Source organism: Natroniella acetigena (assembly GCF_023227745.1).
Taxonomy (GTDB): domain Bacteria; phylum Bacillota; class Halanaerobiia; order Halobacteroidales; family Halobacteroidaceae; genus Natroniella; species Natroniella acetigena.
On record NZ_JALKBX010000002.1, the window covers coordinates 84,438 to 100,138 of the forward strand.

Annotated in this window: 15 protein-coding genes; 8 read left to right on the forward strand and 7 right to left on the reverse strand. The window is 26.8% G+C overall.

What is annotated here, in order from left to right:
- Positions 1-5 precede the first annotated feature (5 nt).
- Together cls and MWH25_RS01020 are read right to left on the reverse strand one after the other, a co-directional pair.
- Positions 6-1,487 (reverse strand): cardiolipin synthase, encoded by a 1,482-nt coding sequence (gene cls, locus MWH25_RS01015; protein ID WP_248624873.1) that lies wholly within the window; start codon positions 1,485-1,487, stop codon positions 6-8.
- Positions 1,488-1,674: 187 nt separating this feature from the next.
- On the reverse strand, positions 1,675-2,301 hold the full coding sequence (locus MWH25_RS01020; RefSeq protein WP_248624875.1) for a cyclodeaminase/cyclohydrolase family protein: 627 nt from the start codon (positions 2,299-2,301) through the stop codon (positions 1,675-1,677).
- Between the two features lie 197 nt (positions 2,302-2,498).
- Between MWH25_RS01020 and MWH25_RS01025 the strand changes: the two genes are divergently transcribed.
- Together MWH25_RS01025 and MWH25_RS01030 are read left to right on the forward strand one after the other, a co-directional pair.
- A complete protein-coding gene (locus tag MWH25_RS01025; protein ID WP_248624876.1) occupies positions 2,499-3,182 on the forward strand; it encodes a YetF domain-containing protein in 684 nt (227 codons plus the stop codon).
- Between the two features lie 28 nt (positions 3,183-3,210).
- Positions 3,211-3,594 (forward strand): DUF4363 family protein, encoded by a 384-nt coding sequence (locus MWH25_RS01030; RefSeq protein WP_248624878.1) that lies wholly within the window; start codon positions 3,211-3,213, stop codon positions 3,592-3,594.
- Between the two features lie 132 nt (positions 3,595-3,726).
- Here MWH25_RS01030 and MWH25_RS01035 read toward each other — a convergent pair whose 3' ends face one another.
- Positions 3,727-4,227 (reverse strand): magnesium chelatase subunit ChlI family protein, encoded by a 501-nt coding sequence (locus tag MWH25_RS01035; RefSeq protein ID WP_345947210.1) that lies wholly within the window; start codon positions 4,225-4,227, stop codon positions 3,727-3,729.
- Positions 4,228-4,248: 21 nt separating this feature from the next.
- Here MWH25_RS01035 and MWH25_RS01045 point away from each other — a divergent pair, with 21 nt between their 5' ends.
- The 6 genes from MWH25_RS01045 to MWH25_RS01070 all read left to right on the forward strand — a co-directional run bounded on the left by MWH25_RS01045 (position 4,249) and on the right by MWH25_RS01070 (position 10,499).
- On the forward strand, positions 4,249-4,671 hold the full coding sequence (locus MWH25_RS01045) for a helix-turn-helix domain-containing protein (RefSeq protein ID WP_248624882.1): 423 nt from the start codon (positions 4,249-4,251) through the stop codon (positions 4,669-4,671).
- Positions 4,672-5,247: 576 nt separating this feature from the next.
- Positions 5,248-6,312: an IS4 family transposase gene (locus tag MWH25_RS01050; RefSeq protein WP_248624884.1), complete on the forward strand. Its 1,065-nt coding sequence runs from the start codon at positions 5,248-5,250 to the stop codon at positions 6,310-6,312.
- A gap of 662 nt (positions 6,313-6,974) precedes the next feature.
- Entirely contained in the window at positions 6,975-7,577 is a 603-nt protein-coding gene (locus MWH25_RS01055) for an AlwI family type II restriction endonuclease (protein ID WP_248624886.1), read from the forward strand.
- A gap of 5 nt (positions 7,578-7,582) precedes the next feature.
- The gene (locus tag MWH25_RS01060; RefSeq protein WP_248624888.1) at positions 7,583-8,674 is read left to right on the forward strand and encodes a hypothetical protein; all 1,092 of its coding nucleotides are present in this window, start codon (positions 7,583-7,585) and stop codon (positions 8,672-8,674) included.
- Positions 8,675-8,686: 12 nt separating this feature from the next.
- The gene (locus MWH25_RS01065) at positions 8,687-10,180 is read left to right on the forward strand and encodes an McrC family protein (protein WP_248624890.1); all 1,494 of its coding nucleotides are present in this window, start codon (positions 8,687-8,689) and stop codon (positions 10,178-10,180) included.
- Positions 10,181-10,184: 4 nt separating this feature from the next.
- Positions 10,185-10,499: a hypothetical protein gene (locus MWH25_RS01070; RefSeq protein ID WP_248624892.1), complete on the forward strand. Its 315-nt coding sequence runs from the start codon at positions 10,185-10,187 to the stop codon at positions 10,497-10,499.
- A gap of 248 nt (positions 10,500-10,747) precedes the next feature.
- On the opposite strand, the gene MWH25_RS01075 is transcribed toward MWH25_RS01070, so the two are convergent.
- From MWH25_RS01075 to rplL, 4 genes are all read right to left on the reverse strand, one after another.
- Positions 10,748-11,866: a DNA cytosine methyltransferase gene (locus MWH25_RS01075; protein ID WP_248624894.1), complete on the reverse strand. Its 1,119-nt coding sequence runs from the start codon at positions 11,864-11,866 to the stop codon at positions 10,748-10,750.
- A 4-nt stretch (positions 11,867-11,870) separates the two neighbouring features.
- Complete coding sequence (locus tag MWH25_RS01080) at positions 11,871-14,738, reverse strand: Eco57I restriction-modification methylase domain-containing protein (RefSeq protein ID WP_248624896.1); 2,868 nt, start codon at positions 14,736-14,738, stop codon at positions 11,871-11,873.
- A 39-nt stretch (positions 14,739-14,777) separates the two neighbouring features.
- Positions 14,778-14,984 (reverse strand): hypothetical protein, encoded by a 207-nt coding sequence (locus MWH25_RS01085; RefSeq protein WP_248624898.1) that lies wholly within the window; start codon positions 14,982-14,984, stop codon positions 14,778-14,780.
- Between the two features lie 447 nt (positions 14,985-15,431).
- Positions 15,432-15,701 (reverse strand): 50S ribosomal protein L7/L12 (gene rplL / locus MWH25_RS01090; protein WP_248624900.1); only part of this gene is annotated, 270 nt, incomplete at its 5' end.

A 15,701-nucleotide genomic window follows, 5' to 3' on the forward strand; every position in this document is an offset into this window, starting at 1 on the left:
TCCTGTTAAATAATTGGTGCCAATAACCTTCCAATTAATAACTTCACCCTATCCCAATTTTCTAATTGCTGATAATCTTCTAATTCATATCTCTTACTCTGCTCTAAATTCAAGGCTATTTCTTCCATTATTTTCTTAGAAAAGTCTTGATTAAAGAATACTACATTCAGTTCATAGTCAAGATAGAGACTTCTCATATTAAAATTAGCAGAACCAAGCGATAAAATCTGCTCATCCACTACCAACATTTTAGAATGTAAAAATTCATCTTGATAATGATATATAGTTACACCTACTTTCAATAACTCTTCAAAAAAGGACATATTGGCCCAGCTAAGTAATAAGTTGTCAGTCTCTTTAGAAACGACTACATTAACATCTACTCCCTTTAAAGCTGCTGTTTGTAAAGCAGTTAGAATATTATCATTTAAAATCAAATAAGGCGTAACTAAATAAATTTCTTTTTGTGCTGCGGTAATTAAAGCAAAATAATGTTTATTCATTCCAGACCAAGGGGTATCAAATCCAGTAGTAATTAATTGAATTGCTACTCCTTCTTTTTCATCATATTGAGAAAAATATCTATCACTTAAAATTTTCTTGCCAGTAATATAATGCCAATCGATCAAAAAAACTTTCTGCATCCAACTAACTGCTTCACCTTTAATTTTAACTTGAATACTTTCTCTTTTATTTCCTGTTACATATTCATCTCCTAAATTAACATCCCCAATAAAAGCAACTTTACCATCTACAATTAAATTTTTGCGGTGATTACGATGATTAAGTTTTCCTCTTAACAGAGAAGTAACTAAACTATTATAAGCCTTAATTTCTATCCCTACTTCTTCTAATTCTTCTTTATAATTTTGACCTAATTGAAGACTCCCTAATTTGTCATAGATAACCCTTACTTCGACACCATCCCGTGCTTTTTCAATCAATAACTTTTTGAGTTTTTCCCCGATCCGATCATCCCTAATAATATAAAAACAGATATGAATATGATCTTTTGCTTCTTTTAATTGGGCCAACATCTCCGCAAAAATATCTTCTTCCTTAAAGATTGCTTTAGCTTTATTGTTAGTAGTTAAAGCTAATCCACTAGTTCTCTCAATTAACTTTGAAATCCCATCTTCTCTATCATCTGCTAATGAATCTTCAGTATCAGTTTTAGCAACTTCAGTTAGTTGCTTCAAATATTGCTCACGTTCTATATAATAATTATTTAATAACCCCTTGTTTCTCCAGGTTTGAACAAAAGAAAAAATTCCAAATAAAAAAAACAATATAAATAAAAGTTTAAAAATAAAGCTAAGATTATCAGTAAAGTACATTCCTACTAAGCTTAATCCTAATAAACCACTAACCCCCAGTAAATAAGGATAATAAGCAATTATCACCTTCTTATTACCTAAAAAGAAAAGATTAAAATAAATAATAGTAATTATAAATAATAAAAATACTCCCCTCCACAAACGAAACATTCATTCACACCCTTTTATGGTTTCTTGAAACTCATTATATTTTTTCCTGAATTATTAATTTTTATACTTCAACTCACTTAAAACTAATTAATTCACATTGATTCAATCTAAATTTTAGTAATTTTTAATTAAAGAAACAGACAAGCTAAAATAAAGAAAAGAATCGGAAAAATTCCGATTCTTTTCTTTATCCTATCTTTTGATTAGTAATTTCTAAAACTTCTGCTTTTAATTCTTGAGCTTTTTCTTTTAACTCTTTCATTTCAGCCCTTTTGTCGGCTACATAATCTTCATCCTTTATAGCAGCTAAATTAATATTTACATTCAACTCTGCAGCTTCTAATGCAGCCCAAGCCTCAATAGCACCCACACCTGCATCACTTACCGCATGTGTATTTCCTTTCTCAGCAGCAATTAAAGCTTGTTCTAAAACTTCAATACTCTTTTTAGCCATCGTAAAAGGAACCTCAGTTGCTTTTTTAGAAGCTTTCTTTAAAGCCTTAGTTCTCTTTTCTTTTTCTTCACTAGTCTTCTTGGGCATCTTTAAAGCATCCATATAAGAATTAAATACTTCTATATCTTGATTTACCAAATCAAGATAATCATCTTTTAAACCATTGGTGATCTCAATCAACTCTTCCATTTCCCCTTGAACATCAGCATAATCTTCCTTACCTACAGTCAATGAACCTACCATACAAGTAGCAACAGCAGCTAAAGTGCCACTCAATGCTGCAGCACTTCCTCCACCAGGTGCTGGCTTATCAGAAGCAAAATCATCCATGAACTGACCAATTTCCTGCTTTCTAATCATTTTAAATCCCCCCACTAATTTTATTTTCCTAATATCTTATTCTTTAATAAATATAATTATCCTCCTTAATTTAATAAATTTTTCTCTTTTCAAACATAACTTACTAATTTTAATTCAACAATATTTTTTCCGATACATAAAAATATATAATCTATTCAATAATAATTTAAAAGTCATCTATTTAAGGAGGTTACTTGATGTTTATCGTAATAATTCGTACAATCATTTTATATACTATTGTATTTTTAACTTTTAGAGTTATGGGTAAAAGACAGATTGGCGAATTACAGCCATACGAACTGGCAATTACAATTATGATCTCTGCCTTAGCCGCTATTCCTATGCAAGATACTGATATCCCTTTAATTAATAGCTTAACACCTATTATTCTAATCTTTTCTACTCAAATTTATATGTCTGCTATCACTACTAAAAGTACAACAGGAAGAAGACTTATTTGTGGAAAACCTACAATTTTAATTGAAAATGGCCAAATTGTTGAAGGAGAACTCAATAAAAGTAGAATTAATATTAATGAATTACTAGAAGAACTTAGAATTAAAGGCTACCCCGACATTTCTGAGGTAGAATTTGCTTTTATTGAAACTAATGGAGCTCTTAGCATAATTCCTAAATCTCAAAAAAGACCAGTTACTCCTGAAGATCTAAATATTGATACTGACTATGAAGGAATTCCACATCCTATAATTATAGACGGTCAAATTCATACTAAAAACTTAGAGAAAGTAGGGCTTTCTGAAGAATGGTTAAAAGAAGAATTAATTTCTCTAGGAATTAATAATACATCTGATATCTTCTTTGCTAATCTTGATTCAACTGGCAATCTATTTTATCAAGTTTATCGCCAAAAAAATAAGTAAAATATTTTTTAGGGGAGTTGATCAAACAATGAAAAACATTATAATTTATACTACTATTTTATTAATTATTACTTTGAGTCTCGTCAGCTACGTATATATAATAACAAATAATAGAGCTGAACAACTAATTTTAAAGCTAGATACTTTAGAAGATGATTTAACTAATAACAACTGGGACACTATCGAAAATAATACTGACTCCTTAAATCAAACTTGGGAAAAAGCAAGTTTTACTTGGAGCATTTTTATGGATCATAATGAAATTGATAAACTAGCACTCTCTATTTCCAAAATTACCTCTCTAATAAAGTTGGAGAAAAAAGAAAAAGCTTTAACCGAACTAAAACTTGCTAAAGAGTTAGCTAGACAAATTCCAACTAATGAAAAAATAAGAATAGAAAATATCTTTTAAAGTTTTACTCTGTCATTACTTAATCTATAACTAAACAACTCAAATTTTTTTGTTTTTAAGCTTTACTAATTACTAGTTACCGTTATCAAATTTAACCTTAATATAAATAAATTTAATTTTAAAATTGAATGACTATATATAACTCCGATCAAGGCTACGATATTGAATTGCTTCTGCTATATGGTCAGAATTTATTACTTCTTCACCTGCAAGATCAGCAATTGTTCGGGCCAACTTTAAAATTCGATCATATGCTCTGGCACTTAAATCAAGTCTTGAAATAGCTTGTTTTAATAATTCCTGCCCCTGCTCATTTATAGTACAATATTTTTTGATCAAGGGATTATTCATTCTAGCATTATACATTATGTTTTCTTTGTCAAATCTTTTCAACTGAATCTTTCTTGCCTTTTTGACCCTTGCTCTAATTTCGGCAGAACTCTCTCCTGACTCATAAGTGGTCAATTCATCGACCTGTAAACGTGGTACTTCTAAATGAATATCAATTCTATCTAACAAAGGTCCTGAGATTTTATTTAGATACCTCTTTATTTCATAAGAATTACAACTACAGTTTTTACTAGTATCACCGTAAAAGCCACAGGGACATCCGTAAGCAACAATAATACAAATAAAATTATCCTATATACAGAATTGCCCAAACCCCCTCCACCACAGGAACTACCAGAGGATACTGTGGGGCAACGGATTAAAAAAGCTAGGTTAATAAAGGAGTTGAATAAGAAGCAGTTAGCTAAAAAAGCAGGAATGTGTGATAATACTATTATTGACTATGAAAAGGAAAGATATACTCCTAGTGTTAAAAATTATGTTAAATTAGCTGAAGCATTAGATGTGAAAATAGATTGGCTATCAGATTATGATACCCTGCCTAAAAAGACTCTAGGACAAAAGGTTAAAAAATGTAGATTATTAAAAGGATGGACTCAATCGGAGTTAGCTCAAAGAGCAGCTCTTGATCCGACTACTATTAGCAGAATCGAACAAGATAAAGTTACGAATCCAGATAGTAAGACAATGAAAAAGTTAAAACACACACTTGGGAAACTTATGTGAGTTTATGGTAAAAATATATTAGTTTATATATGCTCAGTAGGCTCTTAACATTAATTGTTTTAGCGTGATGACCAACCTTGGAATAAGAAAACTATCACCATAAAAGATGATAGTCTGGTTAAATCAATTATTCTCTTTTTAAATACTGGTCATGATGCTTTTATTAGAAGATGTGATTCAGGAGTGCCCTCCTCCTGAACTACATCTTCCTTTTAAACGCCATAGTTTTCCATTTAAGCACTATGATCTGGATGTCGTGAACTTTAGGATATCCCTGACGTTAGCTCTTTAATGTCGGATATCCTCGTAGTTCACGACGTCCCATTTCATGCTGGTGTTGGCCCGTTAATAATTAAATTACTTGAATAAATTTTCTTAAACTTATAAAATTTTTCACTAGCGTTGCATCGTTTTTTATAAAAAGTTCTTGAAAAAATAAAACTCCTTTGATTAAATGGATACGTACCCGCCAGTACAAAATCCATGAAATCAAAGGAGATGAAATCATGAATAATTGTACCATACTTTTGACTAAACTTCTAGATGTTATTGATAAAAACTTTTTGAAAGGCCTAATTGACAAATACAATTCAGATTATAAGGTTCATAAACCTAACAACAGAAGTTCACCTATTATATCTACTTTATTTTCATCTTACTAAAAAAGAAAGCTTAGAAGATTTTATTTGTGATTTAGAAAATAATAATCAACTAACTAAAACGTTACCTAAAATAAGCAAATCTCAGTTATCTCGTAAAAATGAAAGTAGACCTCATGAGATATTCTTTGAAATTTTTCAACACTTATTTGATAAGCTTAATGCTAATAAAGGGCTTCAAGAAGCCTTAAAAGAAATTGGATTTGTGAAAATCTTAGATTCTTCAACTATAAGTTTATGTTTGTCATTATTTCCTTGGGCTAAATTTAGAAGCACTAAAGGTGGAATTAAACTTCACACTTTATATGATTTGAATACTAATGCCCCAGAAAATATAATAATAAGCGATGCTATAATTCATGACAAAGAAATATTTGATAATCTAATCTTTAACCCTAGCTATACTTATCTCTTTGATAGAGCTTATATAAAGTATCAAAAGTTTGATGAGTTTATAGATAATGATATCTATTTTGTGACTAGAGCAAAATCTAATACTAAAATTGAAATCATTAGATTTTTAGATTTAAATTCTAAAGATAAAGAAGCAAATGTTATATTAGATGCTGATATAATGCTAGGTGATCATACTTCAAAAACTAGAATGAAACAGGAAACAAGATTAGTTAGAGTAAAAACAACTGATCGAAATGGCAATGAAAAAACCATTGATATTTTAACTAATCGCTTTGATTTGGATGCTCATGTAATAGCTTATCTGTATAAAAAACGATGGCAAATAGAGCTGTTTTTTAAGTGGATCAAGCAGCATTTAAAAATAAAGAGCTTCTTTGGACAAAATAAAAATGCTGTCTTAACACAGATTTATAGTGCTGTAATCTTATTTTTAACTTTAAAATTACTTGAAAAAGAATCTGAATTCAAAGGAAGTTTACTTAAGCTCACTAGAAAGATAAAGTATTCCATTTGTTCAGTTACAACAAATGATTTCAATTGGAATAGATGGATTAACAGTAGTTGATAAAATTTTACTACCTAAAACCTAGGTTGATAGACTTTTATCTAGAAATATATTCTATATTTTACTTTTAATATAGAAAAAGAGCTACTGTCAAAGTAATTATTGCTTTGAAAAGTCTGCTGAGCTATAAATTTTTGATTGCTAATTTGATTTGATTGAGTTAGTAAATTTATATTTTTTAACAATGCAACGATAGTGTATTTAACTATAACATTAATTTCTACTAATAATTAAAAACACCTCCTATGAAAGTAAGTTAAACCATAAATAATTCCATTACTTTCCTAATGCTGTTGTTTATGGTATAATAATAGTTAATTATATCTATTACATTTACAATAGGAGGTTTTACAGTATGATTAAACAAATAGACCAAATTATTGAAGAAATTAAATTTGAAAAAATTGGTATTTTGGAAATCACAATTATTTGTTTTTTAATAATATTGAATTTTAAATTATTTTTATAAAGGGGGTGATAGTATCTCTAAAAAAGATCTTAATGAAGCGATTAAAAATATTGAAGAAAATAACTTTTGGTCTCTCACAAAGCAAATCTTTGAATTTAATAAATTATGCTCCATAGTAAATGAACAATGGGAAAAAAATAAGTCATTTGAATATAAACGCAGACATGTATATGCAAGGATTTATGGCTTATTAATGGAAAGTATTAATGGATATAAACCATCTCCAGTATTTTGCAAAATAAAAGAAATAACTAACGGTGATTTTAATAACATGGAATTATATTTACATATAATTGAACAACAAATTGAAAAATTTTATTTTTCTGGTCCTATAATGAGAGGTAAAAATCAATTTCAACTATATCCACTATTTTTCTTATACAAAGTTTTATTGGAAATTGGCAAGCTAACAGGTGAGTATAAAATATCTGATAAGGAATTTTACTATTGGATATGCACAAGTACTAATTATAACGATTATAAAAATGTTGTTCACTCAATTTTACATAGTAGAAAACATAATAATTTACAACAATTAGATAAAATAGATACAAGATATGATAGAATTATTGAGGTCTTACCGCAATTTGATTTAGGTTCAGGTAGTGGAAGACCAGAATATTATGCTTTAAAAAGTGATTATCTTTCTAAAGTTAAAAGCAAAGTATTAATGTTTGAATTTATCAAAAGTATCCAAAAAGATTATATTGGCTCTATTCCCAATGGAACTATAAATAAAGATAAATATAAAGATTTTCTAACCAAAAATATATCATTAATTCCTAAATTGAGGTGATAAAAATGAATAATTACTATGAAAGATTACGCAATGAGACAGACTTAATTAATTACTTATATGAATATATAACTAATACTAAAAATATGATTTTTTCTAAAAACGATATTAAAAACTTATATTTTTCACTTAAAACTCAAAGGTTAGTTGTTTTAAATTCTAAGCCTGGAATGGGAAAGACAGAATTATGTAAATCTTATGTAGAAGCATTTGAAAATCTTTTAAAACCAGAAACTATAAAAAAAATATTCATCCCTATCAAAAAGGATTTTGACAGAGCTGATTTATTAGGATATCAAGGACTTGATGAAAAATACTATCCATCTAAATTTGCAAGAGAATTATTTGAGTTAAATGAAAATGGAATCCCTGAACCTAAAGATGATTTTAAAATTTATTTTATCATCTTAGATGAAATGAACCTTAGTCAAATTGATTTTTATTTCAGTGAAATTCTAGCTTCTATAGAGAATAACGAGAATATTGAATTACCCAATGGACAAGTTGTTTCATTACCTGATAATACATTCTTTTTGGGAACTATAAATTCTTTCACCTATGAAAGTTCAAGAAACCCTGTTAGTGGTAGTGTTAAACGAAGAGCTAATATAATTAATGTTAAGAATCCTTTAAATGAAATTCTTGAAATAGAATCTGAAGATAAAAGATATAAAAAATTCGTAAAATGGATTAATAAAATCATTTCTCAATCTAAAAACAAGTTTAATATCAATGAAGATTTTCTTAATCATTTTAGACATTTAAACTTTGAGCAGTCTAATTTTAATGATGAAAATTTTTCTAAACCACTATTTAACTTAACAACTTCCTTAAATACTAATAAAGAAAATCAATTAACTTTTGGAGTTTTGCAAGATATTATTGAATATATATTTTTTTCAAACTTTGATGAACTTGAAACGTTAGATGTTCAAATAACTCAAAAAATACTACCACAATTATCAGGATCTATTAAAAAACTTGAAGACTTTGAATCATTCCTAGATGAATATTCACTTGAAAAAAGTAAAAAAATCTTTTCTCAAATGAAACAAGATGCTACAAATAATATGGGACAAATAATTCCTTTATGCTAGGTTGTGAATAAAATGAATATTAAGTGTATACTTAGAAATGAAAACAAAACAGAATATAAAATTGAATCAAAAGATAATGTGGAAGTTAAGGAAGGTAGATATTCATTACTTTTTACAAATATCCCTATAAAAGAGAAATGTAAATTAAAGATTAACAATGAATATTATGATATATTAAATAATTCTAGTTATTCTCTGTCTATAGATTTAATTAATAATATAGGTTACTTTAAATATGAAATTTTAGATGATAAAAATAACTCTTTATTTACTTTCCAACTTTTTAGTAAAACTTCTAAACTAGCTAAAAGAGATTTTTATAGGATGTTAGATTTTGTAGCAAATAATAATTTCTGGAATGATAAGCAATTTGTTTATTATGATAAGACAAACATTACTCATAAAATAATAGATCCCTTATTCCTTTTTAATTGGATCAATACTCATTTTGCTTATATTGAAGAATTAATTTTAAAGATAAATAAAAAAGCTAATAAAGATAAAACAACTAAATATAAACGTAGTTTTTCAAATTCTAATAAATATAATAAAAAAAGAACAATAAATCATTTAAGAAATAATCCGGAATTACTTATAGAAGATACCTTTGGTAATGGAATTATAAAAGTTGGAAATAAAACTTTTAACCCTCAAACTACTATTGAAGAAAAAATTATTAATAATATAAAAATAAATGAACATTTACAAATTTTAGAGTTATTATTATCTATTTATAATTTTTTAAATGATTTTAAAGATATTTTTTCACATTCTAGATATAATAGTATTCGTGAACAATGTAAAGAAAAAATATTAAAAAATAAATGGATGAAAAGATTAAAATATCTTAAGAATAACACTTTTTTAAATAATATTTCTGTACTAGATCTAAAACACATTAAAAGACATCCTATAAGTCAATTACAAATATCTAATCATATGTATGGAGAAATATATAAATTATATAAAGACTTTATAAATGACTACTATGAGTTTATAGAAGGAAAAAATCAAAATTTCTCTCAACACATTAAAAATATTGATAAAATATATGAATCTTTCTGTTGTTATTTATTAGCTGATATATTAGAATTAAAGTTCATTAAAGAAAATTTCTTGATTTCTGGAAAAGCTTTTAAGAATGATAAAATCACTTTATATTATCAAAGTAAGCCTACTAGTATGGAAGGTTGGGCTCTGAATGATACTCCAGATATCATCTTAAAACATACTAATGGTAATGTAATTATTTTAGATAGCAAATTTAAAATTAGAAATGGTAACGTAAAAGGAGAAGATGTTCAAAAACTCCAAGCTTACTTAAATAATTATTTTCAAAATATTGGTGGCATACTTTATCCAGGAAAAAATCTAGATTCTACCATTGATAAAATAAATAATCTTTATCAAGTTCATCATATTCCAATCTATCCTTGGAATAAAGTTAATTATTTAAGACTAAAAAAAGAAATTAGAAAAAAAATCTATAATTCTTTAGGAGGATGATAAAATGCCAACTGTTGAAATCACTTCTGAAATGCGAGAAAGATGTTATAATTTTGCAGTTAATATAATTGAGGGAGATAATCAACATGATCGACTCCCTGCAACCATAAAAACAAGAATAGAAAGAACTTTTGTAGGAAAATTAGCTGAATATGCTTTCTTACACTATTTAAGAGGAAGAGGGATAAATTATCCTGAGGGTGATATGTTTACAATACATGAAGGTCCAGAAAATGCAGATGATTATGATTTTAAAACCAATAATGGAAGAACAGTAGATACAAAATCTGCATCAAAACCATTTCATACTATCCTATAGACCAGTTTGATAATCAGAAAAAAGATTATTATGTAGGACTTAAACTTAACTCTCAATTAAATAATAATGGTGCAATTTTAACTAATTCTATAACAGAAACAACTATACATGGTTATTGTACCTATGAAGAACTAGGCCAAATGAGAACAAGATCTTTTGGTGAAGGACCTTGTAAACCCAAAAGATTAAATACACTTCATAATATAGAAGAAATATTTAATATGTTTTATTAAAAAGAGAAGGTATTTCTACCTTCTTTTTTTAATATCTTTTTTTATAATCTCTGCAATTACTTTAGCCATTAAAGGTGGAACAGCATTTCCAATTTGTGTTCTTACAGAAGATTTTGTTCCTAAAAACCTATAATTATCATCAAATGATTGTATTCTAGCAGCCTCTCTTGCTGTTAATGTTCTATCCCTTTCTGGATGAATAAACCTTCCTCCAGATGGAGTATCAAATCTAGTAGTAATTGTAATAGCAAGTTTGTCCCATTCTAATCTGCCATAAGCACCACTATGCTTAGAATTAATATTATATTTATCAGTTAATTTTTCCCAGTTTTCACCTGGATTAATTAATTTTATTTTTTCTATAGTAGACTTACTATGTCTTGTTGCCTTATGATTATAAAGTTTTTTAGAATTTTTTCTTCTTTCTCTTTGATAATCACTTAAATTCTCATCAACTATTTCATTTAAATAGTCATTTTTATAACCTAATTCTTTCTTTCCTTCTCCCGCTTCAAGATAATTCAAATCTGATATTGCTTCTTTTAGAGCAACTTCTTCTTTTTTTGCACATTCTTTAGTAGTTTCCTCTGCTAAATTTATCTTTTCGTATTTTGAACCTATTATAAAAAGTCTTCTTCTAGACTGTGGAACTCCAAAGTCGGCTGCATTTAAAACTGTTTTATCTACTTTATAACCCTCTCTACTAAATAACCTTATTATTTCATCTATAATTTTTCCATCATTAGAACTTAGAAGTCCTTGAACATTTTCCATCACAAAATAATCTGGAGAAATTTCAGTTAATATGTTAAAATAATCTCTAAACAAATAATTTCTCTCATCTTCTAAAAAACTCTCTTCTCTTATCCTTGCTCCAGCCATGCTAAATCCTTGACAAGGAGGCCCACCAATTACAATATCTACTGTTTTATTACCTATCTCTTCTTTTAATTTATCAACAACCTTAGCTCTATTTGTCATATCCTCTATTATGACCTTTGTTGTTAGATGATTAGACTTATAAGTTTTAGCTATTTGTTCATCTTTTTCTACAGCAGCTAGAACATTAAATCCAACTTTTTTAAACCCCTCTGAAAAACCTCCTGCTCCTGCAAATAAATCAATTATATTCATCACTTTAGACCTCCTCCAACCTTTCTTTGTTATCTGCATTAGAAATTTTATCTATATACTCTTCCAAACTATTACTTAATCTATATTTCAAATTATAACTCCTCAAGTAATCTAATTCTTCGTCAGTAAGATTATAATAAACAGCTAAAAGCTTGTCAATTTCATCGATTATATTCTTAGATTTTTTATGTTTATATTCAATCTTTGTTTGAGCTGTATTAACAACTTTTTTATATTTATTTATATCTTTTTCTAATTCTACTGCTTTTTGAGCTAATTTTTCTTTTAATTTATCATCCATGTTATCTAAATCAATTGCAAATAATTTTAAGTCTTTTCCTTTAGTTATATGCCAACAATCAGATACAACCTGCCAATAATAAAAGAAAAGATTAGAATTTAGAACTGCCATTATTACTTTTGCATCCTTAAAATCATCAGTATCAATATAATACTTCTCGAAAGCATTAGAAAACTGTTTAGGATCTAGTCCATTATCCAACCCTCTTTCTCTTAATCCTAAAAAACATTTTGTCCAAAAAGTCATTCTGTCATTTAAATAAACATAATATAAACTTTCCTTATTAGTATCAAGTATATTATTCAAATTATTTTTGATTTGCTGAATAGTAATAACTTTTTTTAAAATGCCTTTTCCTAATTTTGCTCCAACTTTAAAAATACATTTTTCAATATAACCTTTAGAAATATTATTAGGAACATATTCTAGATTTTCAAATAAAAATTTTCTTTCATCTTTATCATTTCCAGAGTACCAATGATAATAACCAGTTGTAAATAGTTCTCCTCCTCCAAACTTAACTCCTTTTCTACTCAATAATATTGCTAATTTTTTATGAACTCCTTTAAATAAAGTTCCAGGTCTATCATCAAAATTAGAAAAGTATACATATTGACTATTATCTAATATTAAATTTCTCAAACTTGACATAGCTGGAGTTGATACCATAGAAAGTGGATTGATTATACCTATATGGCCTTTATTCTTTAATAATTCATAACTTCTCTCTGTAATAAAAGCAGCTAAATCATAACATTTTTTAGTTTTATATCTACATCTATATGCAGTCTTCTCATATTCAACTTTATAATGTCTTACATACGGTGGATTACCTATTATACAATCAAATCCATTACTTTTATCTACAATACTAGGGAACTCTAAAAACCAATGAAATAATTTATACTTTTCAAATTCTTCCTTATTTATATCACATTCTATATTATTAATGGATTCTGCTCCTTTTTTATAATACTCAAAAAGAAGAACATCTAATTTTGATTTCAAACTGCTTTTCTTATCATTATAATCCTTTTCTGAACTTAATAGTTCATTATATTCTTTCTCTATTTCTTGTCTATGCTCCTTCTTTATATTATTTAACCTTGAAAAACCCATTAAACTATTTCCACAAACAATATTAGAATCAATATTAGGTAACATTTTTATTTCATCATTTTCTTTTAGAAAGGACACTAATCTTAAAATCAATCTCATTTTTGTAATTTCTACTGCTTCTTCCATTATATCTACACCATATAAATTATCAGTTATAATTTTTTTGCAAATAAAATAATTTTTACTTGAATATTGATTCATCTGATTAAGTAATTCCTCAAAACTTTTAAGTTTTACTGAACTTTGGTTTATAAGTTTTTCTATTTTATTTATGCACTCTAAATAAATAGTTTCTAATAAATCTAAAGCAGAGAATAAAAAGGCACCTGACCCACACGCTGGATCTAATATTTTAAGAGAATCTTTTTTTGTATTTTTTCCACTAAGAATATAATAAAGTTCTTTAATAAATTTCTCATTAGAATTTTTTATTAAATTTTTAATAAACTTTTTTAAGTTCAAATTATACATTATAAAATCTTTTATATCTAGTTCTTTTTTGTTTTCTTTAATATCTTCAATCCAATCATGAATAGTTTCATATCTTTTTCTTCTATTTATAACTTCACGCCAAGTCTCCTTTTTAGTCAGCATAATATCATTTACTGCAACTTCTTCTTTTAATTCTTTTGAACTCTTTTCTAAAGTTTTATCCCATTTTAATCTATTATTAAAATCATTAAGCCCTTCTACTATTTCTGTAGGTAACTTTTCATTTATTCCTTTTTTTACTGTGGAATAAATATATTTATCAATATCCTTAATTATAGTTTCCCATACTAATCCTCCTCTTTCAAACTCCTGAGGACATCTTGCTTTTAACTTATATAATATAAAAGGGATTAGTGTATATTGAGTAATATAATCAGTAGTATCTCGTTTAGTGTAGTAAGCACCTTTTTCTTTTTGATTGATATAATTTTCAAATACGTATCCAATAATTTTAGGGGTTATTTGATTCTTAGAATTCAAATTTTTTTCATTTAAGTGCCAATTATAGTTATCAAAAAAATCAAGAATAATTTTAAAAACCCTATTATCAATTTCTATATTATTATATTCTTCTTCTAAATAATGAACATCAAACATTCCACCATTTAAATAAGGAACTTGTCCTATTATTTTTTCTACTTGAGAACTTCTATCTTCAAATTTATTATTGAAACCATTATAAAATAAAACCAATAAAAAATTTTTATAAAAATCATAACCAAGTTTCTCAATTTTTTTATATTTGTTTTTTAAATAATTACTATCGTTATTTAATAACCCTTTTTTCTGAACAAAATATGTAATCATTAATCTATTTAGCATTAAAGAAGTATACCAATTTTTATCATTATCATCTTTTATCCCATTTATGGATTCTATAAATTTATCATGTATTTTTTTATATGAACTATAAAATTTACTAGCAATTTTATCTATATCCATTATTTTTTTATCTTTCATTTCAATTTGCCTCCTATAATATATAATCAATAATAAATTTTAGCTGTTTTCTTCCATTCTAAATTTTATTTCACTTTTTATTAATTCAACAACCTTTTGTGAAAAATTATTCCCTTTTCCGTATTTTTCTATAAGTTCTTTAGTTTCAGGTTTCAAATAAATTTGAGCCCTCTTCTTTTTTTTATCCTCATCTAATGGTTTTCTACCTGCCCCTTTCCTTTTTCCTCCCCAATTATTTTTACTCATATTACATTACACTCCTATTTTTTATTTGATTTTCACTATTATTATAATATACCCAACTTGAAAAAACAACTCTTTAATTCAAATTTTAATTTTCAAAACTAAATTATCTATTATATAAAAAATTTAAATCAGATTTCATTTTATTCTGAATTCAAAATAAAATTTTTATAACTTCGCACTATTAATAAAATCCACTTTATAGTGAGAATGCTTATCATGCACCTATTATTTTTATATAATTTAACTCAAGATGAAGTTTATTTCTCCAGCTCACCTATTCCAATATCACATTACATCTCTATTGTATAAGATAATTCTCATATACTTTTCTTAATTGACAAACACATCTTATGATCCATAAGGTAGATAAATAAAAAAACACTCTACTTATTTAATTCAGCAGAGTGCTTTTTTGACAACTTATTCAAGTTTAAAAAATTTAAAAAATTACTTAAGCTCTACTTCAGCTCCAGCTTCTTCTAACTGATCTTTAATTTCCTCTGCTTCTTCTTTCTCTAGACCTTCCTTAACTGCATTTGGAGCGTCATCAACTAATGCTTTAGCATCTTTTAGTCCTAAGTCTGTAACTTCTCTAACAGCTTTAATTACTTTAATCTTGCTACTTCCAGCAGAAGTTAATACAACATCAAATTCTGTCTGCTCTTCAGCCCCACCAGCAGCTCCACCTGCTCCAGGAGCAGCCATTGCTACAGGAGC